The following is a 17,841-nucleotide window of genomic DNA, read 5'->3' as shown; positions in this document are numbered from 1 at the left end:
ATTTCTTACGGTCATGAAACAGCTGGCGATAGGGGAAGGTCGCTTGGGCAAGGGGCGCAACGTTTTGGCTGGTACGGTTATCGCCGTGCTTGCTGTCAGCCTCATCGCCGAAGGACCGCACAGCGCAGTTGCCGACGAGATATCGTCAGGCTTGCCAATTCCCCAGGAAAAACCTGATCTTTCGAGCGCGCACAGTGCGACGATCGAACAGCGACCATTCTTTGAGATGGCATCGCTTAATTTGCGCACGCTTGTCTCCAAGGTCAGCACAGGCGAGTTATTCGACGACGAACTGCCACTGTCCCGCGAAGCCTTCGACAAGGCCTATAACAGCAGCAACCGTCCAGCCTTCTCTCTGGCCACGCTCAATCTTCGTACCTTTGCCCCGCCGGAGCGTGAGGTCGCACCGATCCATGTGATGGGCGATGCAGATGCCAAGCGCTACCGCCTGATCTTTGATCTGCAGGCCGTCGGTGACTGGGAAGCCGCTGATGCCCTGATCGACCAGCTCGATGACGATATCCTGATGGGGCATGTGCTGTATCAGCGCTATATGCACCCGACCGCCTATCGCTCCAGCTTTACCGAACTGCGCGACTGGATGGATGAATACGCCGACCATCCGGGCGCCCAACAGATTTACGATCTGGCGCTGAAACGCCGTCCGGCCAATGCCCGCGCGCCGAAGCGCCCGGTTCGCCTCCGTGTCGTCAGCGGTGCGATGGAAAGCTATGGCTTTGTGCCACGCCGGTATCGCTCGGACCGCAACCGCAGTGCCGAAACCCGCCGCTATGTCTCCGGCCTGATGCGCGATATTCGCCATGTTGCCGAACGCGGTCGCCCGGATGAAGCATTCCAGACCCTGTCGAGCAACAGTGTCAAAGAGGCACTGGACAACAACGAATACAATCTGCTGCGTGCCGATGTGGCGGAGAGCTATTTCTATCAGGGCGAATATAAGCGCGCGGTCGAACTCGCCAGCGCCAGCGCCAAATCCGACCTTCATTATCTCGATGATGTCGACTGGACCATTGGCCTGTCCTACTGGAAGCTGGGCAAAAGCGCCAAGGCCGCCAAGCATTTCGAACTGGTCGCCAATTCCAACAACGTATCACCGTGGAAACGCGCCGCTGCTGCCTTCTGGGCCGCACGCAGTCACAAGGCGCAGGGCAACAATCGTGCCGCCGACAAGTGGCTTGAAGTGGCAACCCGTTATCCCGGCACCTTCTATGGTCTCCTGAGCGCCGCCACCCTCGGCATCGATGCCAAATTCCACTGGGGCACACCAACCCTCGATCATGACCGTATTTCGGTTCTGAAGGAAAATCCGCTGGCCCATCGCGGCATGGCGCTGATTCAGGTCGGTCAGAGCGAACTCGCGGTTCAGGAACTGCGCCGGATCAATCCGCGCCGCGACCGTGACCTTGAACAGGCCCTTGTCGCCATTGCCGAGGATGCCGGCCTGCCCGACCTCGCGGTCCGCGCCGGCAGCCGCTTCCGCGCCGATAATGGCGAGCGGTTCGACACCGCGCTTTATCCGATCCCGCCATGGCGTCCGGATACCGGCTTTGAGGTCGACCGCGCGCTGGTCTTCGGCTTCATGCGACAGGAATCCCGTTTCGACCGCACGGCACAGAGCGGCGTCGGTGCCTCCGGCCTGATGCAGCTGATGCCACGCACTGCCAAGTACATGGGCGACGAGAACCTGTATGACGGCAGCGACCACAGCCAGCTGTTCGACCCGTCGGTGAACATTGAGCTTGGCCAGCGCTACCTCGCCTATCTGCTGGAGAGCCGGTTTGTGAACAACGACCTGCTGCTGCTCGCCGCCGCCTACAATGCTGGCCCCGGCAACCTGCAGCACTGGCGTCGCAAGGTCAGCTATGAGGCCGACCCGCTGTTCTTCATCGAGAGCATTCCGATCAAGGAAACCCGTGACTTTGTTGAGCGTGTCCTGACCAACTTCTGGGTCTATCGCCTGCGTTTCAACCAGCCGCTGCCATCACTTCAGGCACTTGCGGATGGTGAGCAGCCGATGTACTCACGTCTGGACACTCAACAACTTCAGGTTGCCTCCCGTGGCCGGTCTTGATCATTCAATCGCCTTTATCCCGCTGAACATCGCCATCATCACCGTATCGGACAGCCGTGACGAGAGTACGGATACCTCCGGTGCTTTGCTGGTCGAACGCCTTGAGGCAGCGGGACACAATCTCGCCTCGCGCCAGATCATTCCCGATGACCGCCAGCGTCTCGCAGATACCTTCCGCAGCCTGTCCGATGATGACGGTGTTGATATTGTCATTTCCACCGGTGGCACCGGCCTGACCGGGCGTGACGTAACACCGGAAGCCCTGACCGATGTCATGGACAAGGCCATCGACGGGTTTGGTGAGCTGTTCCGCTGGCTCAGCTATGACAAGATCGGCACCTCGACCATCCAGTCACGCGCCATGGCCGGTCTCGTCGGCACGACTTATGTGTTCTGCCTGCCCGGCTCCACCAGCGCCTGCCGCGACGCCTGGGACGGCATTCTCGCGACCCAGCTCGACAGCCGTTATCGACCCTGCAACTTTATCGAACTGATTCCGCGACTTAACGAAAAATAGCCGATCCGGCACGGGAACAACGCAATATTTGTTCTCTTTTTGTTCTTGTTAAGCTCGGCAGATTTGGCTAGCCTCTCAGCATCATTGAGCGGGGAGGCTTGCATGACCAATACAGCGACAGAGACAGAACTGGACAACGGTCCGGCGGCGATCATGCCCCGGCCACGCGGGCGCGGTGCGTTGAGCAATCGCAGCGGCCGGTTCGAGCCAACCACAACGGAACTGGTTGATGATGGCTGGCGCTCGCTGGAGGGTGATCCGGAGCATGAGATCGCCCCGGAAATCGGTGCCCAGCTGCAGACCATCATCGGCATCGATACCAGCCGCACCATCATCAGCCGGAATGACAGCCCGGATATCGGTTTTGACCGCTCGATCAATCCGTATAAGGGCTGTGAGCATGGCTGTATCTATTGCTATGCCCGCCCAACCCATACCTATCTTGGGTTTTCCGCCGGGGTGGATTTCGAGCGGCGCATCTTTGCCAAGCCCAATGCCCCCGAATTGCTGCGCGAGGCTCTGGCCAAGCCGGGCTACAGGCCACAGGTAATCGTGATCGGTGCCAATACCGATCCCTATCAGCCGATCGAGCGCCAGATGGCAATTACCCGTCAGATCCTGCAGATCATGGCCGAGACCCGGCATCCGGTCGGGCTGATCACCAAATCCGATCTGGTGACCAGGGACATTGACCTGCTGGCCGATCTCGCCCGGGACAATCTGGTGCATGTGGGCATGTCGGTTACCACGCTCGACCCCAAACTGGCGCGGATCATGGAGCCGCGGGCTAGCACACCGGCCAAGCGTCTCGCCGCCATCCGCGCCATGAGTGAGGCGGGCATCCCGGTCAGGATCATGACCGCCCCGATGATCCCCGGCATCAATGATGATGAGATGGAAAAGCTGCTCGCCAGCGGTTCGGAAATGGGCGCAGACTACGCCAGCTACACCATGCTCCGGGTACCGCTGGAGATCGAAGAGCTGGTGCGGGAATGGCTCGATGCCCATTTCCCGAACAAGGCGGACAAGGTGTTCAGCCTGCTGCGCGGTGCCCATGGCGATCGCAACAATCCCGACCGGGCCTATAACAGCCAGTTCGGCGTGCGGATGCGCGGGGCCGGTGCCTATGCCGACATGCTGCGCCAGCGCTTCCGCGCCACCGTCACCCGCCTCGGCCTCAACAGCAGAACCGCCGCCATGCCCACCGACCTGTTCCGCCGCCCGACCGACAACCCCGACCAGATGGGCTTCGGGTTCTAAGCTGCACGATCAAACCGATAGGTATCCATGGCGATCACGCCGTAGGTATAGCTTCGGTGCAGCGGTGTACCGGTCCATTGCTTGCCGCTTGCTGTTGCGGCACCGAGGGCGACGAAGAAGGGCAGGAAATGCTCGTCGGTCGGGTGATTGCGCGCCGCTGAGGGCGACCGGTCGAGAAAATCAAGCAGGGCATCTGTATCACCGGCAGCAACCCGGTCAGCGATCCAGTCGGCAAAACCGCTCACCCAGTCCGGGGCCGGGCTGTTGACCCCCTGTCCGCGAAATTCACGCAGGTTATGGGTCATCGAGCCTGAAGCAACGATCAGCACATCCTCGGGCACAGCGCGGGCCAGCGCCTGACCGAGCCGGAAGTGATGGAGCGCATCCTGCTCCGGCTGGATCGAGAACGGGATGACCGGAACATCCGCCTCCGGCCAGACCAGTGCCAGCGGCACCCAGATACCGTGATCCAGCCCCTGATCCCCGGCGACCAGAACCTCGACACCCTCTCCCGCCATGGCATCGGCGATTGACCGGGCAATATCCGGGCTGCCGCTCACCGGATACTGAAATTCATGCAGCGAGCGGGAGAAGCCATAGAAGTCATGGATTGTCTCCGGCCCCGGATCGGCACCGATTACCGGACGGTCGGTCTCAAAATGCGCGGAGACCGCAACGACAGCACGCGGACGCGGCAGATCAGCAGCCAGACCACGCAGGAAATGATGCGCGGGCACATCGGTCTCCAGCAGGGTCGGGGCACCGTGGGATATGAACAGGCTGGCGGGTTGTTTTTGCTTGGGCATGGGTACGGCTCCTGACAGCACTGCCCGGCGGCCAGTCACGGCAACCGGGACAATGCCTGTGGTTCTTCTGTTATCAGATGGTGGCGGCTTGCGGGTCCTGCAGCCCGAATTGACCAAGCAGACGGTTCAGAACACCAATCCGCAGGGCAACAAGACCGGGGCCGAGCAAGGATTGCACCAGCAACAGGACGGTCCAGAGTGCCGGAAACTCCCAGCCACCACCCTCGGCGCTGAATACCCAACCATTCGGAACATGCTGCAGCGTTGCACCGATCAGCACCGGTACCAGCGCGAGGGAGACCGCCCGGGTCTGCACCCCGAGCAACAGGGCGATGCCGCCAAACACCTCGGCAAAGATCACCGGATAGGCGAGAAAGCCCGGATAGCCGATGCTCTCGAAATACCCGACTGTCCCCGGAATGGTGAACACAAACACCTTGAGCAGACCATGGGCGAGGAAGACCACCCCAAGGCTGAGCCGCAACAAGGTGGTTGCGATATTCACCTGCAGGGCATGGCGGTTGACTAAAGCCGGATTGGCTGCTGTATCGTTGTTGTGACTGGACATGACTTTTTCTCCGTAAGCTGGCGGGACAGGGTCAGTTCTGCCCGCGTTTGATCTTTCCCGAAGATAAGCCAAGCCAAATCATTTTATAATCCACTCGTTTTTTGATAAATTGTTTATCAGAAACAAACAATAATGGTGCCGCAATGGACCGTCTCATCAGTATGGAAGTGTTTGTGCAGGTTGTGGATCAAGGCAGTTTCGCCGGGGCCGCACGCCAGATGTCCATGTCACGGGCCATGGTGTCCAAGCATATTCAGGCCCTGGAAGAGCGTCTCGGCGCCCGCCTCCTGAACCGCACCACCCGTACGGTCTCACTCACCGAGGTCGGCACCGCCTATTACGAACGCTGCCAGACGGTGCTCAATGATGTGGAAGAGGCCGAATGCGTTGTCGATGAACTGCACCATGCACCCAAGGGCACGCTGAAGATCAACGCGCCGATGACATTCGGAGCCCGCCACCTCGCCGAGGCCCTGACCAGTTTCAAGGATGAATACCCCGACGTTACCATCGACCTGTCGCTCAATGACCGGCTCGTCGACCTCGTCGAGGAAGGCTATGACGTGGCGATCCGCATCGGTGAACTCGCGGATTCCAGCCTGATCGCCCGCAAGCTGAATGTCTGCCGCCGGGTGCTGTGCGCTTCGCCCGACTATCTGCAGAAACACGGCACACCGGAGAGCCTGCGCGATCTCGGACGCCACAACTGCCTGCTCTACACCCTGTCACCCAAGCTGAATGAATGGCGCTTCATCGATGCCGAAGGCACCGCCCATTCGGTCCGGGTCGACGGCTCGTTACAGGCCAATAACGGCGATGTTCTGCGGCTTGCCGCCATCGGCGGGCATGGCATTGTCCTGCAGCCGACCTTCATCGTCGGCCCGGACATCAAGAACGGCAAGCTGGTACCGATCCTGACCGACTACATGCCGACCGAGATCAACATCCATCTGGTCTATCCGCATAACCGCTACCTGACCGCCAAGGTGCGCAGCTTCATCGACTTCATGGTCGCCCATTTCAAGGGCGCGCCACCATGGGATGACTGGCTGAAGGATTACCCCGATCACGCCGTTGCCAAACAGAGCTGATCGCGACCATGCCCGATTTCCTGCTCGAACAGCAGGCCCGCCTCAAGGGCGCAGGGATTATCTGCGGCGTTGACGAGGTGGGGCGCGGACCTCTCGCCGGACCGGTGCTGGCCGTCGCGGCCATTATCCCGACCGGGGCCGATGGCAGACCCGCCCTGCCCGATACCGTGCTGAACCGTCTGAATGACAGCAAGAAACTCTCGCTCAAGACCCGCGAGGCGCTGTTTGACCCGCTGGTCGAGCATGTCCCCCATGGCATCGGCATGGTGGAGCCAGCCGAGATCGACCGGATCAATATCCTGCAGGCAACCTTTGTCGCAATGACAGAGGCGGTCGGCAAACTGCCAACCGCCCCCGATCTTGCATTGATTGATGGCAACAGGGTGCCGCCGAGGCTGACCTGCCGCGGCGAACCGGTGATCAAGGGCGATAGCAAATCGCTGTCGATTGCTGCCGCCTCGGTCATCGCCAAGGTTCTGCGCGACCGCATCATGGTCGAGCTTGCCGCAACCTTCCCCGGCTATGGCTGGGACCGCAATGCCGGTTACGGCACTGCCGAACACCGCACCGCCATCGCCAGCCTCGGCCTCACCCCGCACCACCGCCGCAGCTTCGGCGGCTGTCGGTGACCTGAGCAAACTGCGGCAGAATTGAATCACTTTTGCGAATCGAAAACGAATCGAAAGATTTGGGTTTGACTGCGCAAGCGGATTCGACAAAGATTCAAGCACTTAGCGGCAAAAATTTTAAAGGTTTTAAAATGGGGAAGGCCAGTAAGGCTCAGCCGTCAAAGGCTGTGGGGAAAACGCCGGAGATCACATCCAGCTCGCAGGCCATGAAACCATGGCTGAACCAGATCGTTCTCGGCGACTGTATCGAGGCCATGAACGCCATGCCGGCGAATTCGGTTGATATGGTCTTTGCCGATCCGCCCTATAATCTGCAACTGCGCGGTGAACTCGAGCGCCCGGATATGAGCCGGGTTGACGGGGTTGACGAGGCATGGGACCGGTTTGATGACCTCGCCGCCTATGACCGTTTCACCACCGAGTGGCTGACCGCCGCCAAACGTGTGCTGAAACCGACCGGTACGCTCTGGGTAATCGGCAGCTATCACAACATCTTCCGGGTTGGCGCAACGCTGCAGGATATCGGCTACTGGATCCTCAATGACGTGATCTGGCGCAAGACCAACCCGATGCCGAATTTCCGTGGCCGTCGCTTCACCAATGCTCATGAGACACTAATCTGGGCCGCCACCGGACCGGATGCGAAGTACACCTTCAACTATGAGGCGATGAAGCGCCTGAATGATGACCTGCAGATGCGCAGCGACTGGCTGCTGCCGATCTGCAGCGGTGCCGAGCGCCTGAAAGATGCCAATGGCAAGAAGGCGCACCCGACCCAGAAGCCGGAAGCCCTGTTGTTCCGCAGCATTCTGGCGGCAACCAATATCGGCGATGTCATTCTCGACCCGTTTTTCGGCAGTGGCACCACCGGTGCGGCGGCCAAGCGTCTCGGTCGTCACTTCATCGGCATCGAGCGCGAGACCGGTTACCGCCAGTTCGCCCTCGACCGCATTGGTGCCATTGAGGCGATCGACGATCCGGACCTGTTGAAGCTGGAGAGCAAACGTCAGGCCCCGCGCATTCCATTCGGCATGCTGGTGGAGCAAGGCCTGCTCGGTCCCGGCGAGCTGGTCTTTGATGAACGCCGCCGCCATCATGCCCGGGTTCGTCCGGACGGCACCCTGATTGCCGAAAACAATACCGGTCGCATCACCGGCTCGATCCATCAGGTCGGCGCTGCGGTTCAGGGGGCACAGGCCTGCAATGGCTGGACCTTCTGGCACTATGAGGAAAAGGCGAACAAGGTGGCACCGATTGACGCCCTCCGCCAGCAGATCAGACAGGAACTCGGCCTGCACTAAGGGAGCAATCCCCGATGAAAATAGGCATTGTCGGCGCAGGCATTTCAGGCCTTGCAACCGCCTGGGCACTGACCAAGGTCGGCCATCAGGTCAGCCTGTTTGAACAGGGACCAATCCCCAACCCGCCCGCTGCCTCCGGCGACCAGCACCGGATTATCCGCCGTGGTTATGGCAGCCTCGACGGTTATGCCCGTACGATCAGTGACGGCTTTGCCGCCTGGGATCGGCTGTGGGACGACCTCGGTGCCGAGCATTACCGCAAGACCGGCGTGCTCTGTCTCAGCCAGTTCCCCGGTGATGAAGCCGATTACTACACACAAGGCTATGAACGCACCGGCACGCCCTACAGCCGCTTCACCCCGGATGAGGCAGCCGAGCGCTACCCGTTCCTCGACCCTGATAATCTGCACTATGTCACCTATGCCGATGATGGCGGCGTGCTGTTCTGCGAGCGCATTGCCCGGGACATGCTGGCATGGCTGCGGCGCAGCGGGACCGCCATCCACGAGCATGAAGTCGTAACCGGCATTGATACCGCCAGCGGCCTGATCCGCACGACCCAGCGCGAAGCAAGTTTCGATCAGGTGGTGGTGACCGCCGGTGCCTGGACCACGGAACTGTTCCCGTCACTTGCCGACAGCCTGACCAGCTACCGGACGGCGGTGGTCTATCTAACGCCACCGCCCCGCTATGCCGAGGCATGGGCAGAGGCCCCGGCGTTTCTGAGTGTCGGCGCGGATGACATCGATGGCTACATCCTGCCGCCGGTCGACGGCACCGGGCTGAAGTTCGGTGCCGGGCGCAACAAGCGACAGGCACCAGCCGGTGCTGATCAGGTACCGGATGAGGCGGAAGGCATCATGATCCGCGACTATTTCGGCAAGCCGTTCCGTGATCTCGACCAGTACAGCGTCGATCGGGTACGCAGCTGTGCCTATACCTTCACCAGCGATCTGCACTTCTTTGGCCGCAGAATGGGTAAGGCCTGGGTGATCTCCGCCTGCTCCGGCCATGGTTACAAATTCGGCGCGGCGGTCGGTGAGCATGTCGCGCGGGCTGTGGAAAGCGGGGATGAAACAGCCCTGCTGACATGGCTGGAGGCGCGAGACTGAGATATAATCGGATATCCGGGCGCATTCGGGCTTGGCGTGACCGGGTGCCGGTGCTACTCCCTCACCCCATGATCTCGCTCATCTCAAAAGCCACGAAAACCAGCCATACCGGTCATGCCGGTGACGGCAGCCACGTCAACACGCAGCCTGTCGGCGATACCCGGCGCATGTTTCTGCGCGACCTGATCATCGATTGCGAAATCGGCGTCTATCCGGAAGAGCGGGACCGCAAGCAACGGGTCTGTTTCAACATTGATGCCGTGGTCAGCGACCGTCAGGTCAGCGGCGATGATATTGCCGATGTGGTATCCTATGAGCTGCTGCGCGATGCCGCCCACCGGGTGACAACCGGCGGCCATACCAATCTGGTCGAGACCATGGCCGAACGTCTGGCTGCCCTCTGCCTCGTCCATCCGGCTATTCTCGAAGTCACCATCCGGGTTGAGAAGCTCGATGTGTTCGAGGATTGCGCCGGGGCCGGTATTGAAATCACCCGCCGTCGCGCCTGATCTGCGACAATTCCCCTAGAATGAGGGTCGATAGATTTTATAGGTCTCGACCTCGACATTGCCCTGCGTGGTCTGGAACACGAGCGGGAATGTCTGGAAACCACTGCCATTGGGGAGTGGGCTGGAGATATGCACATGCAGCATCGGCTCCGTCACATAGCCTGAGGCACCGGAGAGGGCGATTTCCTGACCGGCAATCACCGCATCGCCGAACTCGACCTGCTGGCTGTCCTTCAGCAGGTGGCGATAGGTGGCAACCGTACCGTCCAGATGCTGAATCCAGATATAGTTCTCATGGCCATGGGCAGCGGTCCGTTCGCCACCAGCCCCCTGATCCATGCGCATGCCAACCACAAACCCGTCCCGCATAGCCCGGACAGAGGTTCCGGCGGAAACGGCAAAATCAACGGCATTTTCCAGCATGCCTTCATGATCGGTCATGCGATCCTTGGCCTGCAGCACCCGGTAACCACGGTTCGGATCAAGCGGCAGCACCACGATATTGGTCTGCGGTTGTGCAGGCGGTGCCTGGAATTGCGGCATGACCGACAGATAGGCCAGCCAGTCCTTGTCACTGGCATCCTCTGGAATTTCAAACTGGATCAGGCGGCGGGACGGCCCGTCCTGCAGCACCAGATAGAACGGATCGGCAAACCCGATCAGCCCCTCCTGATGCGGCTGGATCAATAGCCCGATATCGGCACCGCCCGGCTTTTTCTCGGCCCAGTACTCGACGCATTTCGAGGATCGCATCTCCTGCAGACAGAACATGTCGCCATGGCAGATTTCCTCATGCAGCAGCGCTACCGGCGCATCGCTGCAATCGGCAGCCACATCACGACTGATAATGGCATAGAGGATAAAGACGACCAGAAAGATGCCGCCCAGCAATATGCTCAGGCGTTTGAAGGCTTCGGGGTATTTCTCGAAAATGGAGAGGTTCTCGACCTCGCCCAACTCGTCTTCTTCTATTTGTCCCATGCGGCAACTTCTCGAACATCAAGGGGCCGGGCCGACAACTCCCGGACCAGTTTGCGCAGCAGGGCATCGGCATAGTCCCGTTCACGCCCCGCCGCCATCACGAATGGCGCCATTCCAACTACCACAGATTCACTGAAATATCTCTCCAGCCAGTCATATTCATCAAGAATCACAATGGCGTTGACTTCAATGCCATCCTCGGCGAGCGGCGCGCGGACAGCTTCGGGTCGCGGACCGATATTGCTGAACCCGTTGGACGAAATATCGATCACCAGCCGATCAGCCCGAAACGGTGCCGTCATCAGGTGGCGGTGCCCGGCGATCATGGCAGCGCCGAGACCGGTTGACCCGGCCCGCTCGGCCCGCGGCAGGGCATCGATACTGGCGGCGAAGGCCCAGGCATCCTCCGGCGTTCGCAGCACCCGCCATGGAATGGTCAGCCGGGTATCGGTCGGGTTGGACCAAAGCATGACCCCGACCCCGATCCGGCCATGGGGGCCGGAACGCAAAGCCGCCTGCACCAGCGGATCACGGAAGGCGGCGGCATGTCCCGTCAGTTGCTGTTTCAGCACCGTGGTGGTGACACTGGCCGAGGCATCGATGGCGAGCAACAGCAGCACATCAATCGGCTGATCCGCATCGGCAGCCTGCGCGCGCGCCTGACCGGGCAAGCCAAGCATCAGGACCATCAGGGATAGCAGCAGGAAGAGCAGGAGGCGATTACGCATGAACACAAGCTGAAACCCGTTACCCGAACAAATCAACAGTCTTTTTGGTATCAAGCTGCATAGTCGCGCATTCGGCCATGGCGTGACGGACCATTTTGGCACTGACCGTCGGCAGGGCCATATCGCCGAGCCGGTCCAGATCGATCCAGCGCCAGTCATCATCCGTATCCGGCATGGCCGTCAGCGGCGAACTGGCAAAGCTCGGGATCGCGATCCGCACGGTCAGATGAAAATGCGTGAAGATGTGGCTGACCGTTCCCGGCAACAGCCGCCATTGCCCCGGCAATGGTCCGGCCTGCCGCACCAGCGCCTTGAAATCGGGCTTTTTCTCCAGCGGTTGCCAGTCGAGACCGGGCAGTTCCAGCATCCCGCCCAGCAACCCCTGCTCGGGCCGACGCCGCATCAGCACCTCGCCCCGGTCATTCACATACCAGTAGTGCAGGCCATAGCGTTTCGGCTTGGCCTGTTTCGGTGCCTTGCGCGGCAGTTCGGGCGCAATGCCCTGCGCCAGTCCGCGACAATCCTCACGCCATGGACAGACACCACAGCGCGGGCGGGCCGGAACACAGACCGTCGCGCCAAGGTCCATCATTGCCTGGGCAAAATCCCCCGGCCGCTGCCGGTCGGTACCGAGAAACAGCGGCTCGGCAAGCTGGCGCAGATATGGCTTTACCGCCGGCATCGGCTCTTCGACCGCATTCAGCCGTGCTACGATCCGCTCCACATTGCCATCGACAACACTGGCCGGGCGATCAAAGGCGATGGCGGCAATCGAGGCCGAGGTATAGGCCCCGATCCCCGGCAGGGTCGCAAGCCCCACCTGCTGATCCGGGAATTTGCCGCCATGATCGGCCAGCACGGCACGGGCACAGGCATGGAGATTTCTGGCCCGGGCGTAGTAGCCAAGCCCGGCCCATTCGGCGAGCACATCATCAAGCGGTGCCCGCGCGAGATCGGCGACAGTTGGCCAGCGGTCCAGAAACCGTTGAAAACGGGGCGTCACGGTAGCCACCGTGGTCTGCTGCAGCATCACTTCAGACAACCAGACCGCATAGGGATCGGGTGTCACACCGGGCGCACAGCGCCATGGCAAGTGACGGCGATGACGGTCATACCAGTGGAGCAACGCATCACGCGATGGCACAACAACATCATTCAAACGGTCGTCTTTTGACTGTTTCATTATATATGTATGGATATCGCTAAAATGTGATGTTCATGCGGCAATGCAGTATTTGCCCTCTGATGGGCAATCCGCTTGAATATCTATCTATTGAGAGCATATTGCGCCACCCCGTCTTGGCAAGGGCCTGACATATATGTCTGACCAGTCAGATTCCACGGATGGGCCGACCTACCGGTCTGACGAGAAACCGTCGTTCACGCCCCGGCGACGCGGCAGCCTGCGCCCGCTCAACGCCATCATCCGTCCCATCAGCCGGAAAGCGGTCGGCAGCAAATCCATGCGGCTTGCCGATCTGCTCGATCACTGGGCCGATGTGGTCGGGCCACAATTTGCCGAACACACCGCCCCGATCAAGGTTATTGCTGGCAAAGGCCAGCAGGATGGCACAATACAGATCGCCATCAGTGCGGGCTTTGCACCGATCTGGCAACACGCGGAACCACAGCTTCTGGCCCGGATAAATGACTATCTCGGCGGTGCCCCGCGGATCACCCGAGTCGCCCTAAAACACCAATCCAGACCCGCTGCACCGCCCGTGAAGCGCCGCGCCGTCGGTGCCGCCACCCGTAAGCAACTGAGCGAAAATCTCGACGGTGTTGAAAACCCGGCCCTGCGCGACTCGTTGGAACGCCTTGGCTTGGCCCTACTTTCGCGCGGAAAATGACCGGATTTGTTTTCATCATGACCGGAATTTATCCGCAGAGACTTAACCCCGGCACAACATCGGTTTGTTGCGCCCCACATATCTAGTTGTCACCATTTGATCACACTTGGCCCGAGGAGCCACCCTTATCAATGCCAACCGCAACAACCGCTTTAATGACTGCTGAAACGACCAAGATCGCCAAAACTGTCCTGCGCCGCCTGCTGATCCTGCCGGTGGCCGCGACCGCTGTCATGGCGATGGTCAGCCTCGCCCCGGCACCAGCCGCCGCAGAGGATGCATCCGCATCAAGCACGATGCCACAGGTGGCACAGGCATCTGAGGTTCAGACTGATGGCCAGATCAGTATTCCGGGCAGCACTCCGGCAGTAACGGTTGCGCCAACCGATCAGCGGGTACTCGGCAATCCCGATGCGCCGGTGACCATGGTTGAGTTTTCCTCCATGACCTGCCCGCATTGCGCGAGCTTCCATAATGACACTCTGGCAAAGCTGAAGAAGGATTTCATCGATACCGGCAAGGTGAAGCTGGTGATGAGCGACTTCCCGTTTGACGGTGTCGCCCTTCGCGCCTCCATGCTGGCCCGCTGCGTACCGCCGAGCCGGTATTTCGACTTCGTCGATGTGCTGTTCAAGAACCAGCAGCGCTGGGCCCGTTCGCGCGATCCGATTGCCACTCTCAAAACCTTTGGCGCACTGGTCGGCCTCGACGCCACCGCAGTTGACGCCTGCCTCGCCAATGAAGACCTGCAGAATGCAATCCTGACCAGCCAGCTTGAGGCGCAGGAGCGATACAATATCCGCTCAACCCCTACTTTTATCCTCAACAACGATACCGACCGGATTGTTGGTGCCGAAGATTATGACGTTTTCAAACGCAAGATCGAAGCCCTGCTGCCCGACGAGGATTCGTAAGTAACAGCCCGGGTATTCAATGAAGTTTTCCAAGCTCCGCCTCCATGGTTTCAAAAGCTTTGTCGAACCGACCGAACTGACAATCGCACCGGGTCTTACCGGTGTTGTTGGGCCGAACGGCTGTGGCAAGTCGAACCTTGTGGAGGCGTTGCGCTGGGTCATGGGCGAGACCTCTGCCAAGCGTATGCGCGGCGGCGAGATGGAAGACGTCATCTTTGGCGGTACCGCCAACCGCCCGGCCCGTAACGTGGCAGAAGTCGCCCTCGGTCTGGAAAATGACAGCAAGACCGTCCCGCCACCATTCAATGATTTCGACGATCTGGAAGTCACCCGAAAGATTGAGCGCGGCAACGGCTCGGATTACCGGATCAATGGCAAGCCGGTACGTGCCCGCGACGTCCAGATCCTGTTCGCCGATCACGGCACCGGTGCAACCTCTACCGCCATGGTCAGTCAGGGCAAGGTTGGCGCGGTCATCAATGCCAAGCCGACCCAGCGCCGCTCGATCCTTGAGGAAGCTGCCGGTATCAGCGGTCTCCATGCCCGCCGTCACGAGGCCGAACTCCGGCTGAAAGCCGCCGAGAGCAACCTCGAACGGGTCGAGGATGTGCTGGGCACCATGGAAAACCAGCTCGCCAATCTGAAAAAGCAGGCCCGGCAGGCCGCCCGCTACCGCACCATGTCGGATCGCATCCGGCAGGCGGAAGCCCTGTTGCTGCACAAGAAATGGATTGATGCCGAGGCCGAGCTTGAACACAGCCAAGCCGTCTTCGCCGCTGCCGAAATCCGGGTCCGGGAACTGCTGGTCACCGTCGCCAGCGAAAGCACGGCACAGACCAATCAGGCCAGCGCCATGCCGCCGCTCCGCGATGCCGCCGCTGCCGCCTCGGCCAAGGTCCAGCGCCTGAAGCTGGAAGCCGAGCAATTGGCCAAGGAAGCCAAGCGGATCGAGAGCCAGCAGCAATCCGCCGCCCAGCGCCTCGAGCAGATCGAACAGGATCAGACCCGCGCCAGCACCCTGCTGACCGATGCCGCCGATGCGCTGGAGCGCCTCGGTCGTGAAAAGCGTGACATCGTCAAGGCACAGGACGGCGAGAATGACCGTGAAACCGAAGCGGTTGCCGCTGCCGGTGACGCCCAGAGCGAGGTTGCCCGCCTCGATGAGCGGGTTGCCGCCCTGACCCGGGAAACCGCCGTGCAGGAAACCGCGCAGCGCAACCTGAACCAGCGCCTTACCGATCTGGAAAAGCGCTTCAACAATATTACCGAAGAACGTGAACGCCTGAATGCCAAGCTGGCGACGCTTCAGGGTGACCTGATCCCGGAAGACCGGCTGAAAGCACTCGAGAAAGATGTCAGCGATGCCGAGGCGACACTGGCATCAGCGGAAGAGCAGCAGAACCAGACCGAGCAGAAAGTCAGCGCTGTCGAAGCCACGATGAACGAGGCCCGCAGCGACGAACAGGCGAGCAGTCAGGCCCTGAACCGGGTTCAGGCCGAGATCAGTGCGCTCCGACATCTGGTCGGCAAGGATGATGGCGATGCCAGCACCGGCAAGCCGGTTCTGTCCGAGATCAAGGCTGAGCCGGGCTATGAAACCGCGCTGGCAGCGGCGCTCGGTATTGCCCTCGACGCCTCGACCAATCCCGAGAATGATTTCTTCTGGCGCGAGACCAACGGTGTCAGCCTGAAAGCCCCGGCCAAAACCCAGCCGCTGCTGGACAAGATCGATGCACCGAAAGTGCTGCAAACCGCGCTCAACGGTATCGGTGTGGTTGAGGATCGCGCCACCGGCGATGACCTCGCCAAGAGCCTGCAGCCCGGTCAAATTCTGGTCAGCAAGGATGGCGAGAGCTGGCGCTGGGATGGCTATACCGCCCGTCGCATGGCCGCGACCGATGCCGCCGCCAAGCTCGAGCAACGCAACCGCCTGACCGCGCTGGAAAAGGAACTGGCCGCAGCCGAGAAGGAAGCTGCCACCAAGAAAACCGCGACCGAAGCGGCGAGCACAGCGCTCAATGACGCCCGCGAAGCCGCCCGCAGCGCGCGCGATGCTGTACGTGCCGCCTATACCACCGTTGGACAGGCACGCTCGGCCCTGACCCAGACGACACAGGCACAGTCCAAGGCTGCTTCCGAAGCTGCCGGTCTGAAGGAACGCATTGCTGGCCATGCCCGCGACCTAGACACGATCAAGGAACAGCGCGAGCAGGCCCATGGTGAACTGGCGGCGATGCCGTCACTGGATGAGGCGATACAGGTACTCGACGATTTCCGCGAACAACTGGCCGCCGCCCGTGAATCCGCCAATGACAAGCACCAGTTGGTTGACCGGATCAAACGCGAAATCTTTGGGCGCAAACGCCGCCTGACTGCTATCGACGATGAGGTCAAGGTCTGGAATGACCGTATGTCCGGTGCCGACGATCACAGCCAGGACCTCGCCAAGCGTGCCGCTGCCCTGCGTCAGGAACTGGAAGACCTCGCCAGTCAGCCGGAACAGCTGGCCGAGAAGGAGCAGTCCCTGCTGACCGCCCTGTCCGAGGCTGAGCGTGAGGGCAAACGTCAGAGTGATGCCCTGATCGAGGCAGAGGAAAACCTTGCCCAGATCGAGCGCCGCCTACGTCAGGCCGAGGGTCACTCCGCCGATAGCCGTGAAGCCCGCGCCCGTGCCGAAGCCGCCGTGGAGATGGCCCGCAATAGCTGCAAAAGCCTGACCGAGGAAATTGCCGAGCGACTGGATTGCAAACCGAACCAGACCCTCAGCATCTCCGAGCATGGCGAGGACAAACCGGTCCCGGCGCTGGAAGAGCTGCAGCGTCGTCTTGAGCGCCTGCGCCGTGAGCGTGAAACACTGGGTGCGGTCAATTTGCGTGCCGAGGAAGAAGCCGAGACACTGCAGACCGAAATCGACACGCTGGTTGCCGAGCGCGACGACCTGATCGCTGCGATCAACCGCCTGCGTCAGGGCATCGGCAAGCTGAAGAGCGAGGCACGCAACCGCCTGCTTGATGCCTTCGCCAATGTGGATCAGGCATTCCAGCACCTGTTCGTCACCCTGTTCGGTGGTGGTCGGGCACAGCTGACCCTGACCGAGGCGGAAGACCCGCTCGATGCCGGGCTGGAAATCTTCGCCTCACCGCCCGGCAAGCGTCTGCAGAACCTGTCACTGCTGTCCGGTGGTGAGCAGGCCCTGACCGCGATTGCCCTGTTGTTTGCGGTCTTCCAGTCGAACCCGTCACCGATCTGCGTGCTGGATGAGGTCGATGCACCGCTCGATGAGGCCAATGTGGATCGCTTCTGCACCATGCTCGACGAGATGGTGAAGACCGATACCACCCGCTTCCTGGTCATCACCCACCACCGGATGACCATGGCCCGGATGCACCGTCTCTATGGTGTCACCATGGGCGAGCGCGGGGTTTCGCAACTGGTTGCTGTCGATCTCGATGAGGGTGCCAGACTGCGCGAAGCGGGCTAAGT

At 60.8% G+C, this 17,841-nt stretch carries 16 protein-coding genes; 11 read left to right on the top strand and 5 right to left on the bottom strand.

The genetic code is table 11. The features are described 5' to 3' along the window. Nucleotides 1–13: 13 nt before the first annotated feature. The 3 genes from CBB62_12870 (at nt 14) to CBB62_12860 (ending at nt 3,869) form a co-directional block, all read left to right on the top strand. A complete protein-coding gene (locus CBB62_12870) occupies nt 14–2,092 on the top strand; it encodes a hypothetical protein (GenBank protein OUT39290.1) in 2,079 nt (692 codons plus the stop codon). Then, complete coding sequence (locus tag CBB62_12865; GenBank protein OUT39289.1) at nt 2,022–2,609, top strand: molybdenum cofactor biosynthesis protein B; 588 nt, start codon at nt 2,022–2,024, stop codon at nt 2,607–2,609. Before CBB62_12870 ends, CBB62_12865 begins: the two co-directional genes overlap by 71 nt. 102 nt (nt 2,610–2,711) lie before the next feature. Beyond that, on the top strand, nt 2,712–3,869 hold the full coding sequence (locus CBB62_12860) for a radical SAM protein (protein ID OUT39288.1): 1,158 nt from the start codon (nt 2,712–2,714) through the stop codon (nt 3,867–3,869). Here the strand turns inward: CBB62_12860 and CBB62_12855 are convergent. Together CBB62_12855 and CBB62_12850 are read right to left on the bottom strand one after the other, a co-directional pair. Continuing rightward, complete coding sequence (locus CBB62_12855; protein OUT39287.1) at nt 3,866–4,675, bottom strand: hypothetical protein; 810 nt, start codon at nt 4,673–4,675, stop codon at nt 3,866–3,868. The genes CBB62_12860 and CBB62_12855 overlap by 4 nt on opposite strands. A gap of 73 nt (nt 4,676–4,748) precedes the next feature. Beyond that, on the bottom strand, nt 4,749–5,243 hold the full coding sequence (locus CBB62_12850) for a hypothetical protein (GenBank protein ID OUT39286.1): 495 nt from the start codon (nt 5,241–5,243) through the stop codon (nt 4,749–4,751). A 143-nt stretch (nt 5,244–5,386) separates the two neighbouring features. Between CBB62_12850 and CBB62_12845 the strand changes: the two genes are divergently transcribed. From CBB62_12845 to CBB62_12825, 5 genes are all read left to right on the top strand, one after another. Continuing rightward, on the top strand, nt 5,387–6,334 hold the full coding sequence (locus CBB62_12845) for a LysR family transcriptional regulator (GenBank protein OUT39285.1): 948 nt from the start codon (nt 5,387–5,389) through the stop codon (nt 6,332–6,334). An 8-nt stretch (nt 6,335–6,342) separates the two neighbouring features. Further along, on the top strand, nt 6,343–6,963 hold the full coding sequence (locus tag CBB62_12840; protein ID OUT39284.1) for a ribonuclease HII: 621 nt from the start codon (nt 6,343–6,345) through the stop codon (nt 6,961–6,963). 167 nt (nt 6,964–7,130) lie between these two features. After that, on the top strand, nt 7,131–8,264 hold the full coding sequence (locus tag CBB62_12835; GenBank protein ID OUT39804.1) for a modification methylase: 1,134 nt from the start codon (nt 7,131–7,133) through the stop codon (nt 8,262–8,264). Nucleotides 8,265–8,278: 14 nt separating this feature from the next. After that, nucleotides 8,279–9,376, top strand: coding sequence for a sarcosine oxidase (locus CBB62_12830; protein OUT39283.1), 1,098 nt, complete (start codon nt 8,279–8,281; stop codon nt 9,374–9,376). A gap of 68 nt (nt 9,377–9,444) precedes the next feature. Then, nucleotides 9,445–9,885, top strand: a complete 441-nt coding sequence (locus tag CBB62_12825) for a hypothetical protein (protein OUT39282.1) — start codon at nt 9,445–9,447, stop codon at nt 9,883–9,885. A gap of 15 nt (nt 9,886–9,900) precedes the next feature. On the opposite strand, the gene CBB62_12820 is transcribed toward CBB62_12825, so the two are convergent. Genes CBB62_12820 through CBB62_12810 form a run of 3 tightly spaced genes read right to left on the bottom strand, consistent with a single transcriptional unit; the run spans nt 9,901 to nt 12,777 of the window. Further along, on the bottom strand, nt 9,901–10,866 hold the full coding sequence (locus CBB62_12820) for a hypothetical protein (GenBank protein OUT39281.1): 966 nt from the start codon (nt 10,864–10,866) through the stop codon (nt 9,901–9,903). Further along, nucleotides 10,854–11,756 (bottom strand): hypothetical protein, encoded by a 903-nt coding sequence (locus CBB62_12815; GenBank protein OUT39280.1) that lies wholly within the window; start codon nt 11,754–11,756, stop codon nt 10,854–10,856. The genes CBB62_12820 and CBB62_12815 overlap by 13 nt, the downstream gene beginning before the upstream one ends. Further along, a complete protein-coding gene (locus CBB62_12810) occupies nt 11,614–12,777 on the bottom strand; it encodes an A/G-specific adenine glycosylase (protein OUT39279.1) in 1,164 nt (387 codons plus the stop codon). The genes CBB62_12815 and CBB62_12810 overlap by 143 nt, the downstream gene beginning before the upstream one ends. A gap of 136 nt (nt 12,778–12,913) precedes the next feature. Between CBB62_12810 and CBB62_12805 the strand changes: the two genes are divergently transcribed. From CBB62_12805 to CBB62_12795, 3 genes are all read left to right on the top strand, one after another. Next, nucleotides 12,914–13,444: a hypothetical protein gene (locus tag CBB62_12805; GenBank protein OUT39278.1), complete on the top strand. Its 531-nt coding sequence runs from the start codon at nt 12,914–12,916 to the stop codon at nt 13,442–13,444. 131 nt (nt 13,445–13,575) lie between these two features. Continuing rightward, nucleotides 13,576–14,358 carry a hypothetical protein gene (locus tag CBB62_12800; GenBank protein OUT39277.1) on the top strand — a complete coding sequence of 261 codons (783 nt, stop codon included), beginning with the start codon at nt 13,576–13,578 and terminating at the stop codon, nt 14,356–14,358. 19 nt (nt 14,359–14,377) lie between these two features. Beyond that, on the top strand, nt 14,378–17,839 hold the full coding sequence (locus CBB62_12795; protein ID OUT39276.1) for a chromosome segregation protein SMC: 3,462 nt from the start codon (nt 14,378–14,380) through the stop codon (nt 17,837–17,839). Nucleotides 17,840–17,841: the final 2 nt, after the last annotated feature.

Source organism: Micavibrio sp. TMED2, assembly GCA_002168225.1.
Taxonomy (GTDB): domain Bacteria; phylum Pseudomonadota; class Alphaproteobacteria; order TMED2; family TMED2; genus TMED2.
Note: the sequence above shows the minus strand (reverse complement) of the source record. Positions and strands in the feature narration are given on the sequence as shown.

Coding starts and splice junctions, on each gene's coding strand:
- CBB62_12850 (OUT39286.1), bottom strand. CDS start 5,243: ATGTCCAGTCACAACAACGATACAGCAGCCAATCCGGCTTTAGTCAAC.
- CBB62_12845 (OUT39285.1), top strand. CDS start 5,387: ATGGACCGTCTCATCAGTATGGAAGTGTTTGTGCAGGTTGTGGATCAA.
- CBB62_12810 (OUT39279.1), bottom strand. CDS start 12,777: ATGAAACAGTCAAAAGACGACCGTTTGAATGATGTTGTTGTGCCATCG.
- CBB62_12820 (OUT39281.1), bottom strand. CDS start 10,866: ATGGGACAAATAGAAGAAGACGAGTTGGGCGAGGTCGAGAACCTCTCC.
- CBB62_12860 (OUT39288.1), top strand. CDS start 2,712: ATGACCAATACAGCGACAGAGACAGAACTGGACAACGGTCCGGCGGCG.
- CBB62_12840 (OUT39284.1), top strand. CDS start 6,343: ATGCCCGATTTCCTGCTCGAACAGCAGGCCCGCCTCAAGGGCGCAGGG.
- CBB62_12795 (OUT39276.1), top strand. CDS start 14,378: ATGAAGTTTTCCAAGCTCCGCCTCCATGGTTTCAAAAGCTTTGTCGAA.
- CBB62_12805 (OUT39278.1), top strand. CDS start 12,914: ATGTCTGACCAGTCAGATTCCACGGATGGGCCGACCTACCGGTCTGAC.
- CBB62_12855 (OUT39287.1), bottom strand. CDS start 4,675: ATGCCCAAGCAAAAACAACCCGCCAGCCTGTTCATATCCCACGGTGCC.
- CBB62_12830 (OUT39283.1), top strand. CDS start 8,279: ATGAAAATAGGCATTGTCGGCGCAGGCATTTCAGGCCTTGCAACCGCC.
- CBB62_12815 (OUT39280.1), bottom strand. CDS start 11,756: ATGATGACTGGCGCTGGATCGATCTGGACCGGCTCGGCGATATGGCCC.
- CBB62_12870 (OUT39290.1), top strand. CDS start 14: ATGAAACAGCTGGCGATAGGGGAAGGTCGCTTGGGCAAGGGGCGCAAC.
- CBB62_12825 (OUT39282.1), top strand. CDS start 9,445: ATGATCTCGCTCATCTCAAAAGCCACGAAAACCAGCCATACCGGTCAT.
- CBB62_12865 (OUT39289.1), top strand. CDS start 2,022: ATGGTGAGCAGCCGATGTACTCACGTCTGGACACTCAACAACTTCAGG.
- CBB62_12800 (OUT39277.1), top strand. CDS start 13,576: ATGCCAACCGCAACAACCGCTTTAATGACTGCTGAAACGACCAAGATC.